This window comes from Devosia pacifica (assembly GCF_014652635.1).
GTDB classification, from domain to species: domain Bacteria; phylum Pseudomonadota; class Alphaproteobacteria; order Rhizobiales; family Devosiaceae; genus Devosia; species Devosia pacifica.
On record NZ_BMZE01000002.1, the window covers coordinates 44,347 to 70,431 of the forward strand.

Genomic DNA, 26,085 nt, shown 5'->3' on the forward strand with positions numbered 1-26,085 from the left:
GCAACGAATGTCAGCGGCCACTGGACTCTATGCGTTGTGCGCACCATTGTGCGCCGCGCCGTGCCAAAACCATCAATGAGAGATCATGGACCGCCAACTGCTTGAAGCCTTGTTCCGGCAAGCCGTCGCCGCTGCGCAACCAGAACTGGCCGTCAAGAACCACCTTCCTGAAAAGCCGCGTGGGCGCACGATCGTTGTTGGGGCCGGCAAGGCATCTGCACAAATGGCCCGAGCTCTCGAGAGCGCCTGGGACGGACCGCTATCGGGTCTGGTGGTCACGCGCTACGGCTATGGCTGCGCATGCGAGCGCATCGAGATTGTCGAGGCCAGTCATCCGGTGCCGGACGCAGCTGGGCTTGAAGCGGCGCGGCGGATCAGATCGCTGGTCAGCGGGCTGACAGAGGACGATCTGGTCATTGCTTTGGTCTCGGGTGGCGGCTCGGCGCTCTTGCCGGCCCCTGCCGCCGGCCTCACGCTTGAGGACGAACAGGCGATCAACTCGGCGCTCTTGGCTTCGGGTGCCCCGATCGATGTCATGAACATCATCCGCAACGCGTTTTCGACAATCAAGGGCGGGCGGCTGGCGCTCGCTGCAGCACCGGCGCGCGTTGCGACGCTTGTGGTGTCAGATGTCCCCGGCGACGATGCTGCCGTGGTCGCCTCGGGTCCCACGATTGCAATGGCTGGAAGCCGACAGAAGGTGCGCGATCTCGTGCACCTCTATGATCTTGACCTGCCCGCCCCGGCCCGCGCGCTTCTCGCTGGCGAAGACAATCCATCCCCCCATCCCGATGATGCGGCGTTTACCGACAATACGGTCTCGATCATCGCATCGGCGGCGCGCTCCCTCGAGGCAGCGGCTGCAGGCGCTGAAGAGCACGATATCGCTGCTGCGATCCTGTCCGATTCTGTCGAGGGGGAAGCGCGCGAAGTCGCACAGGTTCACGCCGCGATCGCTCGCGAGATTGCAGCCCGTAACCGCCCGTTCCGGCGCCCGGTGCTGTTGCTTTCAGGCGGCGAAACGACGGTTACCGTACGCGGCAAGGGACGCGGCGGACGCAATGCGGAGTTCCTGCTCGGCCTCGCTCTCGCAATCGATGGCGTCGAGGGCATCAGCGCGATTGCGGGCGATACCGATGGCATAGACGGCTCGGAAACCAATGCCGGGGCCTTTGCCGATTGGAGTTCGGCCAAACGTATGCGCGAAGCCGGGCTTGATCCGCAGGCATTGCTGGCGAGGAATGATGCTTTCAGCGCCTTCGAGGCCGTGGGCGACCTGCTGATGACCGGCCCCACCGGCACCAACGTCAACGACTTTCGCGCAATTCTGGTGCGGTAGAGCAAAATCTTGGGGCCGCCGCTTCACAGCGTAGTACCCGGTGCTCTATCAAGCGCCGAGCAGTTTGGGAGGAAGACCTTGGCAAAAAGAAAGATCGCCGTCATCGGTGTCGGCAAGATCGCGGTGGATCAGCACCTGCCGGTAATCGACAAGAGCGAGGATTTCGAGGTTGCAGCCACCGTTTCGGGGCGCGGCGTGCAGCATCGGGACCTGCCGGTTTTCAAGACACCCGCGGAGCTCTATGCCGCGATGCCGGAGGTGCAACTGGTCTCCATCTGCACCCCTCCGGGCGTGCGCCATGCCTATGTCCGTGAAGCGATTGATGCGGGCAAGGACGTGATGCTGGAAAAGCCGCCAACGCCGACGATTTCCGAGCTGGATGACCTCGTCAATTACGCCAGTCAGAAAGGGCGCTTGCTCTTCCAGACCTGGCATTCGCGCTATAACGCCGCCGTCGACAAGGCTCGCGACATCCTTGCCGAGGAAGGGGTCAAATCCGTCCGCATCGACTGGCGGGAAAGCGTACGCAAATGGCACCCCGGACAGGACTGGGTATGGGAACCCGGCGGGTTCGGCGTTTGCGACCCCGGCATCAACGCGCTGTCGATCTTCACCAAGATCATGCCGTTTCCGGTCTTTGTGGAAAGCGCGCGCCTGAGTTTTCCCGAGAACCGGCAGACACCGGTGGACGTCGAAATCGTCTTCAAATCTGGTCAGATTCACCAGCCCGAGATGACCGCTGGCTTCAACTGGCTGGAGGAAAGCGGCGAGATCTGGACCATTGCCATCGACACGGTGAAGGGTTCGCGGCTCAAGCTCGAAAAGGGTGGCACTGTGCTGCGGGTGGACGACGAAATCGTACTCGAGGCCCCATCTGAAGAATACGAACGCATATACGAACGCTTTGCCAGCCTGCTTGACGCCGGTGAGAGCGAAGTCGACGATGCGCCGCTCAGGCTCACCGCCGACATGTTCCTGCTGGGCGCGCGGGTCAACACGGCCCCATTCGAGTGGTAAGCTCTTAGCGCCCCGCTTCGGTCAGCCGGGACAATTCGTCTTGGCTGAGTTGCAGGCGGACGCCTTTTGCCAGCGATTCCAGCTGTTCAAGGCTGGTCGCCGAGGCAATGGGCGCCGCGACACCCGGCTGCGCGATTAGCCATGCCAGCGACACCTCTGCCGGCGTGGCATCGTGAGCTTGAGAAACCTCGTCGAGGGCAGACAGAACCCTGTTGCCCTTGTCGTTCATGTACTTTTCCATGCGCTGGCCACGCGGGCTTTTGTCAAAATCTGCGGACGAGCGATATTTGCCTGTCAGGAAACCAGCCGCGAGGCTGAAATACGTGAGAATGCCGACTTCCTGCTCGACGGCGAGATCCTGTAACGCACCTTCATAGCGCTCTCTGTCATAAAGATTGTACTCGGGCTGCTCTGTCTCGTAACGCGGCAGCGATTTGACGACCGACAGTTCCTGCGCCTCGCGAATTTGCTCGGCCGAGAAGTTGGAGGAGCCGATGACCCGGACTTTTCCTGCCCGTATCAGCTTGTCATAGGCCTCAAGCGTTTCTTCCTGCGGCGTGTCCGGATCCGGACGATGGCTTTGGTAGAGATCCACGTAATCCGTTTGCAACCGCTTCAACGAAGCTTCGATGGAATCGTGGATGTGCTGCGCGCCAAGGCCCTTTTCCTCGGGCGACATTTCAGCGCCGACCTTGGTGAATATGTGGACCTTTTCGCGATTGCCGCGCGCCTTCAGCCAATTGCCGATCAGCGTTTCCGACTTGCCTTTACCGTAGACATCCGCAGTATCGATAGCGGTGAACCCATGGTCCAGATAGGCATCGAGAATCCGGAAGCCGGTTTCTTCATCGACTGTCCAGCCGAAGACATTGCCACCAAAAACCAATGGTTCAATGACGAGTTCGGAGCGACCGAGTGGGCGGCGATTCATGTGCTCTCTCCTAGAAAATTGTGGGTGATAAACGCCTGGCGGCGCTTTCCGTTCGCTGGTCAAGATGACATCCGGGCGGGCAACGCCAGATCAGCCCGCTAGGCCGAGCCTGTGTTTTCCACAGTGGAATTTTCAATGCCGATCGTCTGAAGGGAGGTTTAGCGGCTCCAGAGGTCCTGCACAAACGCGTCCTCAAGGTCTGATCCAGTGCTTCCCGAGCATTGCCACGTCAGCATTGTTGACCGATTGGTCAAAAACTTTCGTTGCACAGGAAGGGAAAAACGGCTTTTCTGTGCGCCAAGCTGCGGGCGGGAACGACCTGCGGTGCACAATATTTCGGGAGACAAACCATATGACATTCAAGAAAAGCCTGCTCATGGCCACTGCGGCCCTGGCACTGACTGCCGGTGCAGCGCAGGCGAAGACACTGGTCTATTGCTCGGAAGGTTCTCCTGAGGGGTTCGATCCGGCTCCCTACACCTCCGGCACAACGTTTGATGCCTCCTCGCGCGCCATCTATAATCGCCTCGTCCAGTTCACCCCCGGCACCACGCAGACCGAGCCCGGTCTGGCCGAAAGTTGGGAAGTATCCGAGGACGGCACCGAATACACCTTCCATTTGCGCGAAGGCGTGCAGTTCCACAGCACCGATTATTTCACGCCGACGCGCGATTTCAACGCCGACGACGTGCTGTTCAGCTTCGAGCGCCAGTGGCAGGAAGATCATCCCTGGCACAGCTACTCAACCGGCATCACCTGGGAATACTTCAACTCGATGTCGATGGGCGATCTGATCGAGAGCATCGAGAAGGTCGACGACTATACGGTCAAGTTCACCCTGACCCGCCCGGAAGCTCCGTTCATCGCCAATATGGGCATGGACTTCGCTTCGATCCTGTCGGCCGAATATGCCGCCCAGCTTGAAGAGTCCGGCAATCTGGATGCCCTCAACCAGCAGCCGATCGGCACCGGCCCCTTCCAGTTCGTCGCCTATCAGCAGGATGCCAATATCCGCTATGCCGCGAACCAGGATTACTGGGAAGACGTTCCGGCCATCGACGATCTGATCTTTGCGATCACCGTTGATCCGGCCGTGCGCGCACAGCGCCTGCAGGCTGGTGAATGCCAGATCATGCCGTATCCGAACCCTGCCGATCTCGAAATGCTTCAGTCCGACGAGAACATCAACGTGATGGAGCAGGAAGGGCTGAACGTCGGCTATTTGGCCTACAACACTCAGCAGGAGCCTTTCGATCAGCCTGAGGTGCGCAAGGCCCTCAACATGGCGATCGACAAGGAAGCCATCATCGAGGCGGTCTTCCAGGGCTCCGGCTCGATCGCCAAGAACCCGATCCCGCCGAGCATGTGGGGCTATAACGACGATATCGAAGATGATCCGTACGATCCGGAAGCCGCGCGTCAGATGCTCGAAGACGCTGGCGTCACCGATCTTTCGATGAGCGTATGGGCTATGCCGGTCTCGCGCCCATACAACCCTGACGCACGCCGCATGGCCGAACTGATCCAGGCTGACTTTGCCGAAGTTGGTGTCGACGTCGAGATCGTCTCGATGGAGTGGGCCGAATATCTCGCCCAATCCACCGCGCTTGATCGTGACGGCGCCGTGCTCCTGGGCTGGACTGGTGACAACGGCGATCCGGACAACTTCCTCGCCGTGCTGCTAGGTTGCGACGCCGTCGGCAATGCCAACCGCGCGCAGTGGTGCAACGAGGATTTCGAAGCGCTGATCCAGGAAGCCAAGACCATCAACGACCAGGACGAGCGTGCTGCGCTTTACGAAGAAGCTCAGGTGATCTTCAAGGAGGAAGCGCCATGGGCAACCATCGCTCACTCGGTGGTCTTCATGCCGATGCTCAACTCGGTCGAAGGCTATGTGATGGATCCGAAGGGTGGTCACTCCTTCGAAGACGTCGACATCGCTGAGTAACCTGATGTAATCCGGCGGCACCGGGGCAGTCCGCTCCGGTGCCGTCTTTCGTTGTGCGGCGCCTAGGGCGCCCCAACGCACAAAATGAGGACTGAATGGTCCGTTTTCTTTTCCACCGGCTTCTGCTCATCCTGCCGACCTTCATCGGCATCACCATCGTGGCCTTTGCCTTCGTGCGCGTCCTGCCAGGCGACCCGGTTCTTCTGATTGCCGGCGAGCGCGGCGTCACGCCCGAACGTTATCAGGACCTGATGCAGCAGTTCGGATATGATCGTCCGATCTGGGTGCAGTATTTCGATTACCTCGCCGGAATATTTCAGGGCGATTTCGGCACCTCGATTTCGACGAAGCGCCCGGTAATCCAGGACTTCCTGACGCTGTTTCCGGCGACGATCGAACTTTCACTTTGCGCCATCACCTTTGCAGTGGCGCTGGGCGTGCCGATGGGCATCATCGCGGCGGTCAAGCGCGGCACCTGGTTCGATCAGACGCTGATGGGCACGGCGCTCGTTGGCTATTCGATGCCGATCTTCTGGCTCGGCCTGCTGCTGATCATTCTGTTTTCCGGCATTCTCGGGTGGACGCCGGTCTCGGGGCGCATCTCGCTGATGTACTATTTCCCGGCCGTAACCGGCTTCATGACGATCGACTCGCTGCTGTCCGGGCAGGAGGGGGCCTTTACCTCGGCGCTGTCGCATCTCATCCTGCCCACGATCACGCTCGGCACGATCCCGCTCGCTGTCGTCGCGCGCCAGACGCGTTCCGCGATGCTCGAGGTTCTAGGCGAAGACTATGTGCGCACGGCCCGTGCCAAGGGCATGCCGACGCGTCGGGTCATCGGGCTGCACGCGCTGCGCAATGCGCTGATCCCCGTGATCACCACAATCGGCCTGCAGATCGGCGTGATGATGGCCGGTGCCATTCTCACCGAGACGATCTTTTCGTGGCCAGGTGTCGGCAAATGGATGATCGATGCGATCGGACGTCGCGACTATCCGGTGGTCCAGGCGGGCCTGTTGCTCATCGCGCTCGTGGTGATGACGGTCAATCTCATTGTCGATGTGCTCTACGGGTTGATCAACCCGCGCATCCGGCACCAATAGGAGGGCGACATGACAGACCCCGCCGCCCCCAATCCACGCGTTAACGCAGACCATCCGCCCGTCGGCCGTGGCGAGCGCTTCCGCGAGTTCTGGTACTATTTCTCGGTCAATCGTGGCGCAGTCATCGGCGTCTTCGTGTTCTCTCTGCTGGTGCTTGTTGCGATTTTCGCGCCGTGGATCGCGCCGCACTCACCGACCCAGCAGTTTCGCGATGCGCTTCTCGTTCCGCCTCCTTGGATTGAGGGCGGGCGGGCCGAGTTCCTCTTTGGTACCGACGCCGTCGGCCGCGATATTCTCTCACGTCTTATTCACGGCGCGCGGTACTCGCTGCTGATCGGCGCTATCGTTGTCACGCTGTCGCTTTCGACGGGCATCATGTTTGGCCTCCTTGCCGGCTACGCCCGCGGTTGGGTCGATACCGTCCTGATGCGGCTGATGGATTTGATCCTTGCGTTTCCGTCCCTGCTCTTGGCGCTGGTATTGGTGGCGATCCTTGGCCCGGGCCTCGTCAACACGATGATTGCCATCGCGCTCGTCCTTCAGCCCCATTTCACCCGCCTGACACGATCGGCCGTACTGGCCGAGGTCAACCGCGAGTACGTCACCTCGGCGCGCGTCGCAGGGGCTGGTCATATGCGGCTGATGTTCCGCACCATTCTGCCCAATTGCCTTGCACCTCTGATCGTTCAGGCGACGCTGTCGTTCTCGACTGCTATTCTCGACGCGGCAGCGCTCGGCTTTCTTGGTCTCGGCGCGCAACCGCCGACGCCGGAATGGGGCACGATGCTCGCCGAGGCGCGCCAGTTCATTCTGCGCGCATGGTGGGTGGTCACGTTCCCGGGCCTCGCGATCCTCATCACCGTGCTATCGATCAATCTCGTCGGCGACGGGCTGCGCGACGCGCTTGATCCCAAGCTGAAGCGGAGCTGAGCCATGCCGCTACTCGAAATCCGCAATCTTTCGGTTGCGTTCGATACGTCCGCGGGCCTGTTCCACGCTGTCGACGGCATCGACATCAGTGTAGAATCCCGCGAAGTCCTTGCCATTGTCGGCGAAAGCGGCTCCGGCAAGTCCGTCGCCATGCTTGCGACCATGGGGCTCTTGCCGGAAACCGCCACGGTCAAGGCCGATGTCATGCGCTTTGAGGGACGCGACATGCTTGCCATGTCGCCGCAGGAGCGCGGCAAGATCATCGGCAAGGATATCTCGATGATCTTCCAGGAGCCGGTGGCAAGCCTCAATCCCTGCTTCACCGTCGGCTTCCAGATTGAAGAGGTGCTGCGGCGCCATCTCGGGCTGCGCGGCCGAGATGCGCATAAACGTGCGATTGAGCTGTTGGAACTCGTCGGCATTCCAGATCCGGTTTCACGCCTCAAGTCGTTTCCGCACCAGATGTCGGGCGGACAGTGCCAGCGGGTGATGATTGCAATTGCGATCGCGTGCAAGCCGAAGCTGCTGATTGCCGATGAACCGACCACGGCTCTCGATGTGACAATCCAGAAGCAGATCCTTGATCTGCTGGTGAGCCTGCAAATCGAGCACGGCATGGGACTGATCCTGATCACGCACGACATGGGCGTGGTGGCGGAGACGGCCGATCGCGTGATCGTCCAGTACAAGGGCCACAAGATGGAAGAGGCAGATGTCCTCAGCCTCTTTGAAAACCCGCAATCACGCTACACCAAGGCGCTGCTGTCGGCGCTTCCCGAGAACGCGGTCGGCGACCGGCTGCCGACCGTTGCAGATTACGATTTCGAGGCGGAAATACGATGAGCGAGGTCCTGCGCGTCGAAAACCTGGTCCGCGATTACCATGTTGCCGGTGGTCTGTTTCGTAAGCCGAAGACCGTGCATGCGGTTAAGGGCGTCAATTTCTCGCTCGACAAGGGCCGCACGCTGGCCATTGTCGGTGAAAGCGGCTGCGGCAAGTCTACGCTCGCCCGGATGATCACGCTGATCGATACGCCGACCGCCGGCCAGATCATGATCGATGGCAAGCGGGCCGAGACAGGCAAGAGCCTGACGCGTGAGATGCGTCAGAAGGTGCAGATTGTCTTCCAGAACCCATACGGCTCATTGAACCCGCGGCAGAAGATTGGCGACGTGCTGATGGAGCCGTTGCTGCTCAACACCGACATGCCGGTCAAGGAACGGCGTGACCGGGCGATGGCGATGCTCAAGAAAGTCGGGCTGTCGAGCGAGCACTTTAACCGATACCCGCACATGTTCTCCGGCGGCCAGCGCCAGCGTGTCGCGATCGCGCGCGCGCTGATGCTCAACCCCTCCTTCCTTGTGCTCGACGAGCCGGTCTCCGCACTCGATCTTTCGGTGCAGGCGCAGATCCTCAATCTTCTGGCGGATTTGCAGGACGAGTTCGAACTTACCTATGTCTTCATCAGCCACGATCTCTCGGTCGTGCGGTACATCGCCGATGAGGTGTTGGTGATGTATTTCGGTGAAGTGGTCGAGTACGGCTCACGCGATGCCGTGTTCGGCGATCCGCAGCACGAATACACCAAGACCTTGTTTGCCGCGACGCCACGGGCGGATGTCGAGAGCATCAGGGCGCGTCTGGCACGCAAGCAGCAACTCGCGGCAAATTCGTGAGCCTTCACTCGGCATAGATCATCTTCTTCGTCATGCCGCCATCGAGCACCATGACCTGACCGCTCATGAACCCGGCGCCTGTCAGATAGAGCACTGCCTCGGCGACATCGTGGGGGCGCCCGACCCGGCCAACCGGATGCTGATCATGATCGATCGCCCGCAGGTCGGTCTCGTCGGTGATCCATCCCGGCGCGATAGCATTGACACGAATGCGAGGGCCGAGGCTGATTGCCAGCGCGTGCGTGAGCGCCACCAGCCCACCCTTCGAGGCGGCATAGGCCTCGGTATTCGACTCGGACATGAACGCGCGGCTCGAGGCCATGTTGACGATACTGGACCCTTCTGTCATCAGCGGAACGGCTGCCCGCGTCATCAGAAACGCACCGGTCAGGTGACTGTCGGTAACGCGTCGCCAGTCGGCCAGCGACAGCTCGGCAATCGAGCCTGCATCCGGGCCGGCAATTCCTGCATTATTGACCAGCAGATCGAGGGTATCCCAACCCAGTGCGGCGAAAGCCTTGGCGACCGCGGCCTCATCGCTGACATCGCATTGAATGTGCACTCCCCCTTCGCGGCCCTCTTTGGTGTCGAAAGAAGCCACCTGCCAGCCCTCCTCATCGAGAAGCCGACAGATTGCAGTACCGATGAGGCCGGCTCCGCCTGTGATGATTGCGCGCTTCATCCTGTGCCGCTCCCCGACCGTTGATTGCTCGCAAGCTCAACCAGACGCGCCGCGCATCGTTCCGACATCATTCTCGTGCGTAGGCTTCTCCGCTCACATCGATGATGCAAGCGCCTGTCTTGTCACCATCTTCGACATAGCGATGCGCCTCTGGCAGCGCCTCGAGCGAGAAGCTGCGGTCGATCACGACGCGCAGCGCGCCATCGGCAATTTGGTGCTTCAGGAAATCAAGATCCTCGACCTCGTCCCCGGCCAGTTCGAACATCGCTCTAATGCGCTTTCGCCGGTTCTCCATCATCGCAGCCAGCATCTGCGCGGTCTTGGGATTGCCCAGCACGTAGCGCCCACCATGGTTGAGGACTGCGACACTCTGGGAGAAAGGGCCGAGGCCCACGATATCGATGATGGCATCATATCGCCCCGGCCCGCGCCAATAGTCCTGCGCCTGATAATCGATAACGTGATCGGCTCCCAGCGAGCGCAGCATGGCATGCTTTCGTGCCTTATCCACGGCCACCACTTGCGCGCCAGCGGCCTTTGCCAACTGCACGGCGAACATGCCGATGGCGCCACCTGCCCCGTTGATGAGGATCGTCTCGCCCGGCTGCAGCTGACATTTGCGCACGAAGTGCAATCCGTTCAGCCCGCCTGTCGGTATGGAAGCCGCTTCGGCATAGCTCATTCCCTCCGGAATTGCTGTCAGGCTCGCAGCTTCAGGCAACCGCGCAAACTCGGCATAGGCTCCCATGCTGAACCCGGTAGAGCCAAATACACGGTCACCCGGCTTGAACCGCTTCACATCGGCTCCGACAGAGTCGATAACGCCTGCAATCTCCATCCCGAGCACGGGTTGGCGTGGTTTCAGAATACCGAAGGCGAGCCTCGCCGGCAGCCAGATCCAGTCGGCCAGCTTGAAAGCGCGGACCTCGCAATCACCCAGTGTGACCGTTGCCGCGTGAACGCGCAGAACAACATCGCCCGCACGCGGCGTCGGTTTATCGACCTCCCGCAGTTCAAGAACCTCTGGAGGCCCATAGCTTGTGCAGTGCATTGCCTTCATTGCAGTTCCCCCAAAATATTCTGTCCCCGCATCAGCGAGCAAGAAAGCGAGGGCCGTGTCAACGGCGCAACCCGACGTTCAGCCGCCATTCAGCCACATCTGGTTAGCACTGTTGACACTGAGAGGATGCATGGGCCGCCTCAAAGCACTGGGGGATGAAATTGAAGCTTGTCGGTGTTGTCGCTGCACTCGTCGTCGCCGTTGGTATCGCGCTGGCGGGATGGTTCGTTGGCTCTTCGCTGGTCGAAAGCCGGCAACCGCTGCGAACCGTGACCGTCAAGGGACTATCGGAGCGCCCTGTGCGCGCTGATCTTGGCTTTTGGCCAATCAGGTTTGTTGCAACGGGGGCGAGTCTTGAGGAGGCTCGGGCGGGGCTGGCCGATTCAGAATCCGCCGTTCGGGCCTTTTTGGCGGATAGAGCGTTCTCGGACGAGGAGATTCAGGTCCAGACTGTTCTCGTCGAAGATCGCGCTGCCGGATACAATGCCGGCTCGACGCCTGATGCATTCCGGTTCGTACTGACAGAAGAAATGCTGGTAACGACCAACAAAGTCGAAGAGCTCGCCGAGGCATCGCGCATGGTGGCCGACCTGCTCCGCCAGGGGGTCGTGTTTTCGTCGGACGCCTATAATGCGGGAGCCTCGTTCGTCTTCACGGGCGTCAATGACTACAAGGCTGATATGCTGACTGAGGCGACGCAGCGGGCTCGGGAAACAGCAGCACAGTTCGCCGAGGAGTCGAACGCCGTAGTGGGTGATATCCAGACCGCCAATCAGGGCGTTTTCGAAATCCTGCCGGCCGTCGAGATACCGAATGACCGGCCGGAAAAGCAGATCGACAAGAAGCTGCGAGTGGTGACGACGATCACCTACTTCTTAAGCGACTGAGTGTCTCTACGAGCTGTCTACCGACACACATCAAGAGGCGCGCCGCCATGGCGCGGCACCAAGAAATTTGCGCAGTTCAGCTTCCGGCATCGGCCGCGCGAACGCATATCCCTGCAGAATGTCGCAGCCGAGATCGCGCAGGATCCGCGCGTGCTGCATGGTTTCAACGCCCTCCGCCAGCACCTCGATGTCGAGCGATTTGCCGATATCGATGATCGATGTCAGGAGCTTGCGCTGGGCTTTATCGCTGACAATGGGATCCACCAGTTGGCGATCGATCTTGAGACGTTTCGGGCGCAGCTTCTGCAAGGAGACGATCGAGGCATAGCCGGTTCCAAAATCATCGATTTCGATGTCGACGCCCAGCTCCTTGAGCTGATCGATGTTCCAGCCAACCATGTCCTGGCTGTCGTCGAGGAAGATCGACTCTACCAGTTCAAAAGAAAGCTGCCCGGGCTTGAAATGCAGCTGCCTGAGGCTCGGAACAAGGTTCTCCTCATGCAACCGGCGCAATGAGACGTTCACGGAGACGCGCGGGACGGCGACGCCCGCCGCATTCCACGCGCGCAGGTCGCGCAACGCCACCTCCATGATGTGCCGGTCGATGTTCGCGACAACGTTAAGGTCTTCTGCGATACCCAAGAATGTGTCCGGCGCCTGCAGGCCACGCTCAGGGTGATCCCAGCGTGCCAGCGCTTCCACCCCGACAACATCGTGCGTGGCCGCATCGAACTGCGGCTGGTAATGCGCCACAAACTCCTGGCGCTCCAGGCCGACCAGGATCTCGTCAGCCATTTGCTTGGTCCGGACAAGTTCGGCCTGCAGCGCATCGCTGAAGAACTCGAAGCGACTTCTGCCGCTGGACTTCGCGCGATAAAGCGCGATGTCGGCATTTACCAGAAGCGTGCGGACATCCATGTCGCCCCGCTCGACAGCAATGCCAACGCTCACACCACAACGACATTCATGTCCCTGATAGGGTACGGGCTGGCGCATCAGCGCGATGATCCGCTCGGCGAGTTCGACCAGCTTCTCCTCGCCATGCGAGACCGAACAGACGATAACGAACTCGTCTCCACCGATCCGGGCAACAAAGTCGCCGGGCGCCACAGACGTCGTCAGCACACGCGCAGCGTGACATAGCAGAGAGTCGCCGGCGGCATGCCCCAGCGTGTCATTGATCTGCTTGAACCGGTCCAGGTCTATGTGCAGAAGAGCGACAGGGTTCCTGCGGGTCTCGAGTTGCGCTCTACGGCGCAGCATTTCGTCAAGATAGCGCCGGTTCGGCAGCCCGGTCAGGCTGTCATGCAGCGCGTTGTGTTCAATTCTCGCCTTGGCAGCTTCCAGCTCAAGATTGCGCTCTTCCGTGAGCTGCTTGGCACGACGAAGGTCCTCGTTCCGCCTGACGTCAGCCGTCACATCCCAGTTTACGCCGATCACACGCGGCGTTTCACCAACGGAGCGGACGACGCTGCCAAGGGACCTTATGTGCCGCACCTCGCCGGATTTCATCTGGATACGGAATTCCGTTTCAAGCGTTCCACCGTCTTCCGTCACCTGGCGGAGTTCTTGCTCTGTCCGGGAACGGTCATCCGGGTGCAGAGCTGAGGACCAGTCTTCGTAGCTGCCGCTGCGCGCCGTTGGTACGAGCCCATAAAGCTCGTGCATCCGCTCATCCCAAATCAGCTGCCGCGTCGTAAGGTCCAGCTCCCACACACCTACACGCGAGCTTTCGAGAGCAAGCGTCAGCCTCTTGGAAAGCGTTGCCAGTTCAACCTCGCGCTGGCGCAATTGTCGAACAGTCTTTTGGCGCTGCGCCAGAAAGTGCCCTGTCGTCACGATTGGCACGACGACCAGCAGCCCCGCGATCGCAACAGCAGCGCGAATCCACCAGATTTCGGAACTTGGTTGAGTCCATCCCGTGGTTGGTATTCCAGCGATCTGCCAGGATCCATTTGGCAAATCCACTGTGGCCAGGACGGGATCGCGATCGAAGACTGCTGAGTCTCCGTAAAACAGCTGCCCTTCGGTGCCACGGCCGTCTCGTCCGAGGATCGCGAGATCGAGAGGCGAGTCTGCATCGAGCAGCCCGGCGTTGGCGTAAAGTATATCGGCGTCGATCACTGCAGAAACGACGCCCCAGAACGCGCCGCTATTTGTGGTTACGGGGAAGCGTGCGACGAATCCGCGACCGCCCTGCACGAGATCGACGGGACCGGCGACGATAATCCGGTTCTCCCGCATCACCCGCATCGCCGCCTCACTTTGCTCTGGCTGCGTGCGGTAATTGAGACCCATCACCGACTCATTGCCAGCGAGCGGCGCGACCATCGTAACAGTCATGTCGGGGGCCGCCGCGATGCTGCGCAACGATGAGCCGGCAGTAAACAGGGAGCGCGTGAGGTTCGCAAATCGCTGTTGATCGATGTCCGGCTCGGCCGCAATTACACTGACGAGACCACGCACCAGCTGGATATTTCCAGAGATTTCGCCTTCGAGCTTGGCACGCAGAAGCGAGACGTCAGACGTGACCTGTGTGCGAAGCCGCTCGCGGGCGACCTGGTTGTGCTGCCATTCCGCGAACACGCCGGCTACCACGACAATCAGCAAAGCGATCGAGGCGGCAATCAGCGGCGTTGGCCTGAGCAAGCGCCCGACACCTGAATTATGCCCTGTCTGGTCACTCACCTGAAAGACCCTGCACTGGATATACTGCGCAGGACGTTAGTCGAGGTTCGTTTACAAACAGCTTAGCCAGTGCAAAGCGCTTCCAGGGCGCATCTGTCGTTTTCTGATCTTACTCGACCCGCTGTCCCGTCTCGCTAACGAAGCTGTGAAGGGCAGATGCTGGCATGAACAGTTTGATATGACTGCCTTCGCCCTCGGCGAGGCGCCCCTGCACTACGACGGTTGCCAGCGTCTCTATCCCGTTGAGATTGACATAGACGTGGCTCTCACCGCCGACCGGCTCAATCAGCTCCACCGTCCCCTCGAGCGCGATGAAGGGTTCCGCCGGCTCTTCGAGCCGCAGCGCTTCGGGACGAATCCCGACGAGATCGGCTTTCGCGGGAATGCTGGCTGGAAGCGTCGTTCCCGGAAGTTGACGCAAAGTCGCCAGCTCGAAAATGTTCATCGGCGGGGAGCCGATGAACCCCGCAACGAAGAGCGACGCCGGGCGCTCGAACAGATCTACGGGCTTGCCGACCTGCTCGATCCGGCCCGCATTCATCACCACCAGGCGGTCCGCCAGCGTCATCGCCTCGAGCTGATCGTGTGTGACGTAAACGCTCGTGGTTTTCAGTGATCGCTGCAGGCGCTTGATCTCGATCCGCATCTGGCCGCGCAACTTGGCATCAAGATTGCTCAGCGGCTCATCAAACAGGAATGCCTTTGGCTGGCGTACGATCGCCCGGCCCATCGCAACGCGCTGGCGCTGGCCACCAGAGAGCTGGCGCGGTTTTCGGTCGAGGAATCGGGTTATTTCGAGAATGCGGGCAGCCTCGTTTACGCGTTGCTCAATTTCCGCTTTCGGCGTCCTGCGGTTCTTGAGGCCATACTCAAGGTTCTGGCGCACGCTCATATGCGGATAAAGCGCGTAATTCTGGAACACCATGGCAATGTCGCGCTCAGCGGGTTCAAGCTTGTTGACGACCTTGTCGCCAATCCTGACTTCGCCGGCGGTGATGCTCTCGAGCCCAGCGATCATGCGCAGGAGGGTGGACTTGCCGCAGCCAGATGGGCCGACGAGGACAACGAGTTCACCGTCCGAGATGTCGAGATTGAGATCGCTGATCGCTTCGACATTGCCCGGATAGACCTTGCGGACGGAGGAGATTTTGATGCTAGCCATGATTATTTCTCCGTTTCGACCAGGCCCTTGACGAACAGGCGCTGCATGGAAAGGACCACGAGAACAGGGGGAAGCATGGCGAGGATGACGGTCGCCATCACCAGGTTCCAGTCGGGCTCGCGGTCGGTCTGCGCCATCAGGCGCTTAATGCCCATGACGATGGTGTAGAACTGTTCCTGCGTGGTGACGAGCAGCGGCCACAGGTACTGGATCCAGCCATAAATGAACATGATCACGAACAGCGCCGCGATGTTGGTGATCGATACCGGAACGAGGATATCCTTGAAGAACTTCATTGGACCGGCGCCATCGACGCGGGCCGCTTCCATCAGTTCTTCCGGCACAGTCATGAAAAACTGACGGAACAGGAAGGTGGCGGTAGCCGAGGCTATAAGCGGCAGCGTGAGACCAGCGTAAGAGTTCAGCAATCCGAGATCTGCGACGACGGCGAAGGTCGGCATGATGCGCACTTCGACCGGCAGCATCAGGGTGATGAAGATCGTCCAGAACGCCAGGGTGCGAAGCGGAAAGCGGAAGTAGACGATGGCAAATGCCGACAGCAGCGAGATGATGATCTTGCCGACGGCGATGATCATCGCCATCCAGAATGAGTTGGTGAGCATCAGCCACACTGGCGGCGTGCCGGCCAGTTCGAGCCCCTCTCCGAGCATACGCGAATAGGTCTCGACCATGTTGTCGCCCGGCAGCAGCGGCATGACGCCACGCACGAAGGCAGACGGCTCGTGCGTCGAGGCAATGAAGGCGACATAGACCGGGAAGGCAACGATCAGTACGCCGACCACAAGGACGAGATGGGTCAGAGCATCGAGCCAGGGCCTGTTTTCTACCATTGGACCGCTCCCTTAGTAGTTGACCCGGCGTTCGACGTACCGGAACTGAATGAAGGTGAGGAAGATGACAATGCCCATCAGCAGCACCGACTGGGCCGAGGACGAGCCGATATTGAGCCCCGCAACGCCATCAACATAAACTTTGTAGACGAGGGTCGTGGTGGACTGACCCGGGCCGCCTGAGGTCGTGGCGTCGATCGTTCCGAAGCTTTCGAACATCACGTAGTTGATGTTGATGATCATCAGGAAGAACGTTGTTGGCGACAGCAGCGGAAAGATAATCGTCCAGAAGCGCTTGAACGGCCCTGCGCCGTCGATGGAAGCGGCCTCGGAGAGCGACGCTGGAACCGACTGCAGGCCGGCGACAAAGAACAGGAAATTGTAGGAAATCTGCTTCCACGCCGATGCGATGACGATCAGTGCCATCGCCTGGCCACCGGAGACCCGATGATTCCAGTCATAGCCGAAGCCTTCGAGGATGTAGGGCAAGAGGCCAATAGTGGGGTTGAACAGGAACCACCACAAGACGCCCGCCACAACCGGCGCAACGGCGTAAGGCCATACAAGCAGCGTCGTGTAAAGCCGTGCCGTGCGGATCGCCCGATCAACGCACACAGCCAGCAACAGCGCGAAGCCCATCGAAACAGCGACGACACCAAATGCGAACACTGCCGTGTTCCATAGGGCATTGGCGTAGGACGGATCGGACAGAACACGCGTATAGTTTTCGAACCAGACGAAGGTGGTGCGAAATCCGAAGGGATCCTGCCGCTCAAAGCTCGAGGTCACTGCCTGGCTTGCCGGCCAGATAAAGAAGATGAGGGTAATTATGAGTTGCGGCGCCAGCAGGACATAAGGAAGCCAGCGATTGGTAAAGATAGACCGTTTGGTCTGCATGGAGCGCCCCTGAACTGATTGTTCTTGTTCCGCCGGCCTTCTTTGGCGTGCCGGTTGAATAGAGCAGACCCCGGCCCATCGGGCCGAGGTCCTAATCTATTAGCGCAACTTAGGAGTTGGCAGCTTCGAAATCGCGCAGGATCTGGTTGCCGCGCTCGACAGCGGAGTCGAGTGCTTCCTGACCAGTCTTGTCACCAGCGAGAACCGACTGCAGTTCCTCGTCCATGACCATGCGGAACTGCGGCATGTTGCCGAAGCGCAGGCCCTTCGAGTTCTCGGTCGGCTCGTTCAGGTTGATCTGTTCGATGGCGATATCAGCGCCCGGGTTCTCTTCGTAGTAACCCTGCTCCTGGCTCAGCTCGTAAGCAGCCTGCGTGATCGGCAGGTAGCCAGTCCCCTGGTGCCATTCGGCCTGAACCTCTGCGGAGGAGAGGTAGTCGAAGAACGCAGCAGTTGCCGCATATTCCTCATCGGAATGGCCCTGAAGAACCCAGAGGGTCGCGCCGCCGATGATCGAGTTCTGCGGAGCACCATCGACATCGTCATAATAAGGCAGCATGCCGAACCCGACTTCGAAATCGGTGTTGGCCAGCACGCCGGCGCGCGAAGCAGACGAGCCCATGTAGATGGCGCATTCACCCGAATAGAAGGCCGGAGCGTTGTCCGAACCGCCAGCAGGGCCGCCATAAACAAAGATGCCTTCATCCTGCCAGCGAGCGAGGTCGTCCCAGAAGCGGGCTACGGTCTCGTTGTTGAAGGTGAACTCTGTACCGAGACCACCGAAGCCGTTCTCCATGGTACCGTAAGGCAGGTTGTGAAGAGCGGAGAAGTTCTCGGAGCCGATCCATGTGGCCGTGTAGGTGATCGCCATGCCGCAATTGGCAGCGCCGGATTCAACGATCTGGCGGGACATTTCCTCGGCTTCCGCCCAGGTGGTCGGGGCTGTTTCCGGGTCGAGGCCGGCTTCTTCGAACACGTCCTTGTTGTAGTAGAGGATTGGCGTCGAAGAGTTGAACGGCATCGAGAGCATGTTGCCGTTGGTATCGGTATAGTAGCCGGTGACAACCGGGAGGAAGTTCGACGGGTCGAAGTCGTTGCCGTACTCTTCCATCAGTTCATAAACCGGATAGACGGCGCCTTCGGCAGCCATCATGGTGCCGGTACCCACTTCGTAGATCTGCACGATCGTGGGCTGCTCGCCGGCGCGGAAGGCGGCGATGGTGTTGACCATCGTCTCTTCGTACTCACCGCGATAAGAGGGGGTGACGACATAGTCGTCTTGGCCGGCATTGAAGTCTTCGGCGATCTGATTGACGCGCTCGCCCAGTTCGCCACCCATCGAGTGCCACCAGGAAATTTCGGTCTGCGCGAACGCGACCGACGATGACAGCGTGACGGCCAGAGCCGCAAGGCCCGCCTTCGCAGTAAACTTATGCATGATGTTCTCCCGTTGATCGGACTTCCACTGCGGAATTCCGCGCACCTGCCAGGCCTTCTTTGCCTGTGCCTGATCAGATTTATGACAGCTAGTCAGAATAGTTTTTGCTGGTCAAGACGAACCCCAACCGAAACCAAAACACCAGATATCCGAAACCTGATATGCGCAGATGGAACCTTGGCCACTCAAGGTGTTGGCCATGAACCGGTGCCCCGTCTAGTCAGACTGGATAAATGCTCGATGACGGTTTCATGACAGATTTATGACTGAGGTTCGAGCGAAGCTTGCTGCAGCTCAACAAGGGTTCCTGCGAAGTCCTTGGGATGCATGAAGATAACGGGCAATCCGTGTGCGCCGAGACGCGGCGCCCCATCGCCCAGCACCGTGGCTCCATCGGCTTTGAGCCGCGCCATCGCGGCCTCTATATCGGGTACTTCGAAGCACAAATGGTGCTGACCGCCCTGCGGATGACGCTCCAAGAACCGGTGCAAGGTCGAATCCGGACCAAGCGGGGAGAGCAGTTCCAAACTTGCGCTACCGGCTTCGATGAATGCGACCGTCACCCCATGCTCCGGCAAGTCCTTCGGTTCGCCAATGTCGGCGCCGAGTCGGGTTCGATACAGCGCCGAGGCCGCAGCGATATCGGGTACAGCTATGCCGATGTGATGCAGACGCCCGATCATCGGTTGCTCCTGCGGCCTTCGATGCGGTCAAGGACGGCAAATGCAGCCGCCAGAACGTTCGTACCGGGGCCGAAGATTTCGGCGACACCAGCGTCTTGTAGCGCCTCCTGATCCTGCTGAGGCACAATACCACCGACAACGACAATCATCTCGTCCGCCCCTCGCTCGGTGAGGGCGGTCATCAGTTCAGGAACAAGCGTTGCGTGACCTGCGGCAAGGCTCGACACGCCGATAGCGTCAACACCGAGGCTCTGGGCCTGCGCTGCCGCCTCCTCCGGCGTCTCGAAAAGATCACCCAAATGCACCGTCAGCCCGACATCCGCGAAGGCGGACGCAATGACCTTGGCACCGCGATCATGACCATCCTGGCCGAGCTTGGCGATATAGATCGAAGGCGCACGGCCGGAGGTACTTGCGAAGCGTTCGATACGATCGATGAGCGCTGCGTATTCTGGATCGTTTCGGTAGGCGTCGCCATAAACGCCCTTCACCACCCGCGTCTCAGCGACGTGGCGGCCATAGACATCCTCAAGCGCGGCGGTAATCTCCCCGAGCGTTGCTCGCGCCCGCGCCGCGGCGACCGCTGCTTCGAGCAGATTGCCCTCGTTCATCGCTGCATATTCTCGCAACGCCGCGAGCATTGCCCGGCACTCCGGATCGTTGCGCTGATTGCGCACAGCTTCAAGCGTAGCCGCCTGTTCAGCACGCACCCGGGCGGTATCGACGATACGCGGCTCCACCCGGCCTGCAGCATCCGAGCGGTATCGGTTAACGCCGACGATGACCTCCTCGCCGCGGTCGATCCTCGCCTGCTTCAGCGTCGCTGCCGTCTCAATCGCCAGTTTCGGGCTGCCTGCTGCAACCGCAGCCGTCATCCCACCCTCCGCCTCGATCGAGGCGATCAACTGCTGGGCTTTATCGACCAGTTCAGCCGTGAGCGCTTCGACATAGTAGGATCCGCCGAGTGGATCGACGACATCCGTCACATGACTTTCGTTCTGAAGGATCAACTGGGTATTGCGAGCGATGCGCGCGGCATCGTCGCTCGGCAAGGCGATAGCTTCGTCGAAGCCATTGGTATGAAGGCTCTGTGTTCCGCCGAGTACCGCTGCAAGGGCCTCGAGTGTCGTCCGGACGACGTTATTATAGGGGTCCTGCTCGGTCAACGAGACGCCCGAAGTCTGGCAATGCGTGCGCAGCATCTTTGAGCGCGAATCTTTTGCCCCCAGCTCACTCATCATCCCGGCCCAGAGCATCCGCGCCGCGCGCAGCTTCGCCGCCTCGAGGAAGAGATTCATGCCGATGCCGAAAAAGAACGACAGGCGTGGCGCGAACCGGTCGATCTCGAGACCCCGGCGCATGGCGGCGCGCACATATTCGCGGCCATCAGCGAGGGTATAGGCCAGTTCCTGTACCGCCGTCGCTCCGGCCTCGTGCATGTGATAGCCGGAGATCGATACGGAGTTGAATCGCGGCATGCGTTCGGCCGTATAGGCGATGATATCGCCAACGATCCGCATCGAGGGTTCGGGCGGATAAATGTATGTGTTGCGGACCATGAACTCCTTGAGGATGTCGTTCTGGATGGTCCCCGTCAGGGCGCCCTGAGAGACGCCCTGCTCTTCCGCCGCGACGATAAACATCGCCAGAACCGGCAGCACTGCGCCATTCATGGTCATCGAGACCGAGACGTCATTCAACGGAATACCGGCGAAGAGTGCCTTCATGTCCTCGACGGTATCGATGGCGACTCCAGCCTTGCCGACATCGCCGGCAACGCGAGGATGGTCGCTGTCATAGCCACGATGGGTTGCGAGATCGAAGGCGACGGATAATCCTTTTTGTCCCTCCGAGAGCGCCTGCCTGTAGAACGCGTTGCTTTCCCGCGCGGTCGAAAAACCGGCATATTGGCGAATGGTCCAGGGACGGTTTGCATACATCGTGGCCCTGACGCCACGGGCGAACGGCTCCTGCCCTGGGATTGCCGCTGCGGCATCGGCGGGCACGTCTGAGGCGAAATAGGCGGGGCGCGTCTCGATCCCCCCGTAGTCCTTGTTCAACGCAGATGGATCTTTATCGCCGAGCTCGTTTGCGGCGATGTGTGCCCAATCGGCGAAGGTTGCGGGTCTGTCGGGCATCAGGGTGCTTCGAACTCCATCATCACGGCATCGACAGCCAGAACGTCACCCACAGCGACATTCAAGGCGGCGACACGCGCGCGCTTTTGTGCCCGCAGGACATTCTCCATTTTCATCGCCTCAACGATTGCAAGTGCCTGACCTTCTTCCACAATATCCCCCTCGGCGACATCGAGGCGCACCACCTGGCCCGGCATTGGGCAAAGCAGCTGGTTGGAACGATCGGGCGGTGTCTTGACCGGCATCAGCGGCATCAACGCCGCTATGTGCGGTGGCAGCACGCACGCGTTGAGGTTAACACCACGGTAACGCAACCGGTATCCGAGTGTCGTCGGTTCGGTCTTGATTGCGGCATTGAAGGCCCAGCCATGTCCGCCGCTCGCTTCCTTATAGAGCCTTGCAATCGTGTCGCCGGGACGCCAGTCGATCCGAACGGTCTCCACGTTATTCTCAAAGCGCATTGCCAGAGTCGTGCCGGGGTCCGGAACGTTTGTCGAGGCCAGATGTTCGGGCTCGACGATGACCGCCACGGGCGCCTCGTCTATGCCTCCAACGCAATAGTCCCGCTGCGCCGCGCCCCCCGGTTCGCGTCCGATCTGGACGCGCTGGTCTGAAATCCAACGCAGCGCCGCAGCAACTTGAATAAGGTTCTGACGCTCGTTTGTTGAAAGCACCGGACCATTAAAGCCGTCGGGAAACTCCTCGGCGATATAGCCTGTCGTCAGGCCGGCTGTCCTGAACCGCTGCTGGCCGAAGACAGTGGCCAGGAAGGGCAGATTGTGGCCGATGCCCTCGAGCTCGAACTGATCGAGCGCATCGCGTATCGTCGCGATTGCCGCATCGCGACTGGGCCCCCAACTGCACAGCTTGGAAATCATCGGATCGTAATAGGGCGAGATCTCGCCGCCCTCTAAAACGCCGCCATCTATCCGCACTACGCTGGTCTCGTCTGCGCGTTCCTCAGGTGGCCGATACCGCGTCAGCCGACCGGTTGACGGCAGGAAATTGCGGTAGGGATCCTCTGCGTAAACGCGGGCCTCGATGGCCCAGCCTTCGAGCCGAACATCCTCCTGCCGCAGCACAAGCGGTTCGCCTGCGGCAATCCTGATCATCAATTCGACAAGGTCGAGACCGGTCACCAGTTCCGTGACTGGATGCTCCACCTGCAGCCGGGTGTTCATCTCGAGAAAGTAGAAGTTCTGATCGCTGTCCGCGACGAACTCGACCGTGCCGGCGCTGCGATAGCCAACCGCCTTTGCCAGTGCCACAGCCTGCGCGCCCATTGCGGCGCGTGTGTTCGCGTCGAGCAGCGGAGACGGGGCTTCTTCGATGACCTTCTGGTTGCGGCGCTGGATCGAACACTCACGTTCACCGAGGTGAATGGTGAGACCATGCGCATCGGCAAGTACCTGAATCTCGATGTGCCGCGGGTTTTCAATGAATTTTTCGATGAACAACCGGCCATCGCCGAATGCTGCCGAGGCTTCGGCGCCGGCGCGCTCGAACCCCTCACGCACCTCATCGGCATCATGCGCAATGCGCATGCCCTTGCCGCCGCCGCCAGCCGAGGCTTTCAGCATGACGGGATAGCCTATGCTTTCGGCAATCTCGATTGCTGCGCTTGCGGACGCAATCTCGCCGGCTTGCCCCGGCACCACCGAAACGCCCGCCTCCGCAGCCAGCCGCTTGGCAGTAATCTTGTCGCCCATGGCTGCGATTGCAGATGCCGGCGGACCGATAAAGACAATGCCGGCGGCTTCGAGCGCTTCTGCGAAACGCGCGTTCTCGGAGAGAAACCCGTAGCCAGGATGAACCGCATCGGCGCCGGTTTCGCGGCATGCCGCAATGATCCGCTCGATCACCAGATAGCTATCGCGCGTCGGTGCCGGGCCGATATGGACGGCTTCATCGGCCAGTTCGACATGCAGCGCCTGCGCGTCGGCGTCGGAATAGACGGCGACCGTCGCGATGCCCATGCGCCGGGCGGTCCTGATCACCCGGCAGGCGATTTCACCGCGATTGGCTATGAGGATCTTTCGAAACATCGGCGCTTTGCCTCAATTGCCGGCGTCTGGGCGGCGCGCCACCAGGTCGATTTCGACCAGCGCATGCAGCGCCAGCCCGTTGACCCCGACAGTTGTTCGTGCCGGGCGCCGGCCTTCGGGAAAGGTCTCCATCCAGATGGCATTGAGCGCATCGTAGTCGCGGTAGAAATCCGTGAGGTAGATGCGTGCCATAACAATGTGCTCAAGGCTCAGCCCGATGCCGGCAAGCACGATCCGCAGATTCTCGATGACCCTGTGGGTCTGTGCCTTGATCCCCTCTGGCAGCGGAGCGTCGGGCGCTTCCGGATCGGTGGGCATTTGCCCGGTGACGAACACCAGCCCGTCAGTCTCAACGGCATGCGAGAATGGAGCGACGGGACGCGGCCCGCCAGCGATCATGTGAAAAAGCGGATCGGTCATGCCTGTCCCTAAAGTGGAATATTGTCGTGTTTCTTGGGTGGGGTTTGGGTGCGCTTATCGGCAAGCGTTGAGAACGCCCGGATGATGCGGCGACGCGAGCTGTGCGGCATGATCACATCATCGATGAAGCCGCGCTCGGCGGCAACGAAGGGGTTGGCAAAGCGCGCCTCGTACTCTGCGGTGCGTTCGGCGATTTTTTGGGGATCGTCGCGCTCGGAGCGATAAAGGATTTCCGTTGCGCCCTTCGGTCCCATGACGGCGATCTCGGCGGTGGGCCAGGCATAGTTCACGTCAGCGCGGATGTGCTTTGATGCCATGACGTCATAGGCGCCGCCATAGGCCTTGCGGGTGATCAGGGTCACCATCGGCACTGTCGCCTCGGAATAAGCGAACAGCAGTTTGGCGCCGTGCTTGATGATGCCGTTATGCTCCTGCGCAACTCCGGGCAGGAAGCCCGGCACATCGACGAGGGTCAGAATCGGTATCTCGAACGCATCGCAAAAGCGGATGAACCGCGCCGCCTTTCGCGACGCGGCGATATCGAGGCACCCCGCCAGCACCATTGGCTGGTTGGCGACAACACCGACGGGGTGGCCATCGAGACGGATAAAGCCAGTCAGGATATTGCCGGCATAGTCCTTTTGCTGTTCTAAAAACTCGCCCTCATCTGCGACGGCTCTGACGATTTCTGCCATGTCGTAAGGCATGTTGGCGTTGGCGGGAACGATGCTGTCGAGACTGGGGATCGTCCTGTCCTGCCGGTCAGCGCTGGCCTGCCTTGGTGGTTTCATGCCGGCTCGTGCCGGCAGAAACCCGACCAGCCGACGAACCTCCAGCAAGGCTTCGATATCGTTGTCGAATGCCCGGTCCGCGACGGCAGAGATTTTGGTGTGCGTTTCGGCGCCGCCGAGAGCCTCGTGCGTCACTGTTTCATTGGTGACGGTCTTCACCACATCGGGACCGGTCACGAACATGTAGCTGGTGTCGCGCACCATGTAGGTGAAATCGGTCATTGCCGGTGAATAGACGGCGCCACCGGCGCATGGGCCCATGATCACCGATATCTGGGGGACGGCGCCGGAGGCCTGCACGTTGCGCCAGAAGACTTCGGCATAACCACCGAGCGAGGCCACGCCTTCCTGGATGCGGGCGCCGCCGGAATCATTGAGCCCGATGACCGGAGCGCCATTCTGCATCGCCAGATCCATGATCTTGCAGATCTTTTGCGCGTGTGTTTCGGACAGCGAACCGCCGAAGACCGTAAAATCCTGGCTGAAGACATAGACCGGCCGGCCATCGATTGTTCCCCAGCCGGTAATCACGCCATCACCGTGAAACACCTTGCCGGCCATTCCGAAATCGGTCGCGCGGTGGGTGACGAACATGTCGTATTCTTCGAAGCTGTCTCTGTCGAGCAGGACGTCGAGCCGCTCGCGTGCGGTCAGCTTGCCTTTTTCATGCTGCGCAGCAATGCGATGGTCTCCGCCGCCCTTGCGCGCTTCTGCCCGCCGCTCCTCAAGCTGTTCGAGAATAGTCTGCACGCGCACCCCTCGCCGCATTCTTGCTGCTGTGTGACGAAGAGTGACGGCAGAGGCGGGAAAAAGCAATTGCCGCGCGTGAAGGCTATCCTCAGGCCGGATCGAAGTCGCGCGGATGGCCTGGCACCAGCTCCAAGCCGCGCGCGAAGCGCCTGGCGTTTTCGACATAGCCGTCTGCAGACTTCCTGAGCCCAGCTACCGCCTCGGCGTCGAGTTCGCGCGCCACCTTGCCAGGGGCGCCGATAACAAGCGAGTTGTCTGGAATGGTCTTGCCTTCGGTGACCAGCGCGCCGGCGCCGATCAGGCAGTTGCGTCCTATCTTCGCCCCATTGAGGATTGTCGCGCCCATACCGATAAGCGTGTTGTCACCGATGACGCATCCATGCAGCATCGCCTTGTGCCCGATCGTACATCCCTGCCCGATGGTCAGGGGAAAGCCCATATCGGTGTGCAGCACCACATTTTCCTGAACGTTGCTGCGGGCACCGATGGTGATTGGCTCGTTGTCGCCACGCGCGACGACGCCGAACCATATGCCCACCTCGGGGCCGACAATGACCCGCCCGACCAGAACGGCGGTGGGCGCGATCCAAGCTAAGTCCGGGGCGAGTGTCGGCGCTACGCCATCGAGCGCGTAAATCGGCATCGCATA

The 26,085-nt window shown here is 60.4% G+C and carries 22 protein-coding genes; 8 read left to right on the top strand and 14 right to left on the bottom strand.

Annotation, left to right across the window (positions count from 1 at the left end; all coding sequences use genetic code 11):
* Positions 1–85 precede the first annotated feature (85 nt).
* Complete coding sequence (locus IE127_RS07330; RefSeq protein WP_189424842.1) at positions 86–1,339, top strand: glycerate kinase type-2 family protein; 1,254 nt, start codon at positions 86–88, stop codon at positions 1,337–1,339.
* A gap of 78 nt (positions 1,340–1,417) precedes the next feature.
* Positions 1,418–2,356 carry a Gfo/Idh/MocA family protein gene (locus IE127_RS07335; RefSeq protein ID WP_189424844.1) on the top strand — a complete coding sequence of 313 codons (939 nt, stop codon included), beginning with the start codon at positions 1,418–1,420 and terminating at the stop codon, positions 2,354–2,356.
* Positions 2,357–2,360: 4 nt separating this feature from the next.
* Here the strand turns inward: IE127_RS07335 and IE127_RS07340 are convergent, their stop codons facing one another.
* On the bottom strand, positions 2,361–3,287 hold the full coding sequence (locus IE127_RS07340; RefSeq protein ID WP_189424846.1) for an aldo/keto reductase: 927 nt from the start codon (positions 3,285–3,287) through the stop codon (positions 2,361–2,363).
* Positions 3,288–3,639: 352 nt separating this feature from the next.
* Here IE127_RS07340 and IE127_RS07345 point away from each other — a divergent pair, with 352 nt between their 5' ends.
* The 5 genes from IE127_RS07345 to IE127_RS07365 all read left to right on the top strand — a co-directional run bounded on the left by IE127_RS07345 (position 3,640) and on the right by IE127_RS07365 (position 8,944).
* Positions 3,640–5,235 carry an ABC transporter substrate-binding protein gene (locus IE127_RS07345; protein WP_189424848.1) on the top strand — a complete coding sequence of 532 codons (1,596 nt, stop codon included), beginning with the start codon at positions 3,640–3,642 and terminating at the stop codon, positions 5,233–5,235.
* 95 nt (positions 5,236–5,330) lie between these two features.
* Positions 5,331–6,338, top strand: coding sequence for an ABC transporter permease subunit (locus IE127_RS07350; RefSeq protein ID WP_189424850.1), 1,008 nt, complete (start codon positions 5,331–5,333; stop codon positions 6,336–6,338).
* Positions 6,339–6,347: 9 nt separating this feature from the next.
* Positions 6,348–7,268 carry an ABC transporter permease subunit gene (locus IE127_RS07355; RefSeq protein ID WP_189424852.1) on the top strand — a complete coding sequence of 307 codons (921 nt, stop codon included), beginning with the start codon at positions 6,348–6,350 and terminating at the stop codon, positions 7,266–7,268.
* A gap of 3 nt (positions 7,269–7,271) precedes the next feature.
* The gene (locus tag IE127_RS07360) at positions 7,272–8,111 is read left to right on the top strand and encodes an ABC transporter ATP-binding protein (RefSeq protein WP_189424853.1); all 840 of its coding nucleotides are present in this window, start codon (positions 7,272–7,274) and stop codon (positions 8,109–8,111) included.
* Positions 8,108–8,944: an ABC transporter ATP-binding protein gene (locus IE127_RS07365; protein WP_189424855.1), complete on the top strand. Its 837-nt coding sequence runs from the start codon at positions 8,108–8,110 to the stop codon at positions 8,942–8,944. The genes IE127_RS07360 and IE127_RS07365 overlap by 4 nt, the downstream gene beginning before the upstream one ends.
* A gap of 4 nt (positions 8,945–8,948) precedes the next feature.
* On the opposite strand, the gene IE127_RS07370 is transcribed toward IE127_RS07365, so the two are convergent.
* Together IE127_RS07370 and IE127_RS07375 are read right to left on the bottom strand one after the other, a co-directional pair.
* Positions 8,949–9,626 (bottom strand): SDR family oxidoreductase, encoded by a 678-nt coding sequence (locus tag IE127_RS07370; protein ID WP_189424857.1) that lies wholly within the window; start codon positions 9,624–9,626, stop codon positions 8,949–8,951.
* Between the two features lie 67 nt (positions 9,627–9,693).
* On the bottom strand, positions 9,694–10,686 hold the full coding sequence (locus IE127_RS07375) for an NAD(P)-dependent alcohol dehydrogenase (RefSeq protein ID WP_189424859.1): 993 nt from the start codon (positions 10,684–10,686) through the stop codon (positions 9,694–9,696).
* A 155-nt stretch (positions 10,687–10,841) separates the two neighbouring features.
* On the opposite strand from IE127_RS07375, the gene IE127_RS07380 reads away from it, so the two are divergent.
* Positions 10,842–11,573 carry an SIMPL domain-containing protein gene (locus IE127_RS07380; protein WP_189424861.1) on the top strand — a complete coding sequence of 244 codons (732 nt, stop codon included), beginning with the start codon at positions 10,842–10,844 and terminating at the stop codon, positions 11,571–11,573.
* A gap of 30 nt (positions 11,574–11,603) precedes the next feature.
* On the opposite strand, the gene IE127_RS07385 is transcribed toward IE127_RS07380, so the two are convergent.
* The 11 genes from IE127_RS07385 to IE127_RS07435 form a co-directional block, all read right to left on the bottom strand.
* A complete protein-coding gene (locus IE127_RS07385) occupies positions 11,604–14,261 on the bottom strand; it encodes a bifunctional diguanylate cyclase/phosphodiesterase (RefSeq protein WP_244640029.1) in 2,658 nt (885 codons plus the stop codon).
* Positions 14,262–14,370: 109 nt separating this feature from the next.
* Positions 14,371–15,423 (bottom strand): sn-glycerol-3-phosphate import ATP-binding protein UgpC, encoded by a 1,053-nt coding sequence (locus IE127_RS07390; protein WP_189424863.1) that lies wholly within the window; start codon positions 15,421–15,423, stop codon positions 14,371–14,373.
* A gap of 2 nt (positions 15,424–15,425) precedes the next feature.
* Positions 15,426–16,274 (bottom strand): sn-glycerol-3-phosphate ABC transporter permease UgpE, encoded by an 849-nt coding sequence (gene ugpE / locus IE127_RS07395; protein ID WP_189424865.1) that lies wholly within the window; start codon positions 16,272–16,274, stop codon positions 15,426–15,428.
* A 12-nt stretch (positions 16,275–16,286) separates the two neighbouring features.
* On the bottom strand, positions 16,287–17,171 hold the full coding sequence (gene ugpA / locus IE127_RS07400) for a sn-glycerol-3-phosphate ABC transporter permease UgpA (RefSeq protein ID WP_189424866.1): 885 nt from the start codon (positions 17,169–17,171) through the stop codon (positions 16,287–16,289).
* Positions 17,172–17,280: 109 nt separating this feature from the next.
* Complete coding sequence (gene ugpB / locus IE127_RS07405) at positions 17,281–18,609, bottom strand: sn-glycerol-3-phosphate ABC transporter substrate-binding protein UgpB (protein WP_189424868.1); 1,329 nt, start codon at positions 18,607–18,609, stop codon at positions 17,281–17,283.
* A gap of 260 nt (positions 18,610–18,869) precedes the next feature.
* Positions 18,870–19,292, bottom strand: coding sequence for a methylmalonyl-CoA epimerase (gene mce, locus IE127_RS07410; protein WP_189424870.1), 423 nt, complete (start codon positions 19,290–19,292; stop codon positions 18,870–18,872).
* Complete coding sequence (scpA, locus tag IE127_RS07415) at positions 19,289–21,430, bottom strand: methylmalonyl-CoA mutase (protein WP_189424872.1); 2,142 nt, start codon at positions 21,428–21,430, stop codon at positions 19,289–19,291. Before scpA ends, mce begins: the two co-directional genes overlap by 4 nt.
* Positions 21,430–23,475 carry an acetyl-CoA carboxylase biotin carboxylase subunit gene (locus IE127_RS07420; protein WP_189424874.1) on the bottom strand — a complete coding sequence of 682 codons (2,046 nt, stop codon included), beginning with the start codon at positions 23,473–23,475 and terminating at the stop codon, positions 21,430–21,432. Before IE127_RS07420 ends, scpA begins: the two co-directional genes overlap by 1 nt.
* A 12-nt stretch (positions 23,476–23,487) precedes the next feature.
* Positions 23,488–23,895: a RidA family protein gene (locus tag IE127_RS07425; RefSeq protein WP_244640030.1), complete on the bottom strand. Its 408-nt coding sequence runs from the start codon at positions 23,893–23,895 to the stop codon at positions 23,488–23,490.
* A gap of 8 nt (positions 23,896–23,903) precedes the next feature.
* Positions 23,904–25,436: an acyl-CoA carboxylase subunit beta gene (locus tag IE127_RS07430; RefSeq protein ID WP_189424876.1), complete on the bottom strand. Its 1,533-nt coding sequence runs from the start codon at positions 25,434–25,436 to the stop codon at positions 23,904–23,906.
* An 88-nt stretch (positions 25,437–25,524) separates the two neighbouring features.
* Positions 25,525–26,079, bottom strand: coding sequence for a gamma carbonic anhydrase family protein (locus IE127_RS07435; protein WP_189424877.1), 555 nt, complete (start codon positions 26,077–26,079; stop codon positions 25,525–25,527).
* Positions 26,080–26,085: the final 6 nt, after the last annotated feature.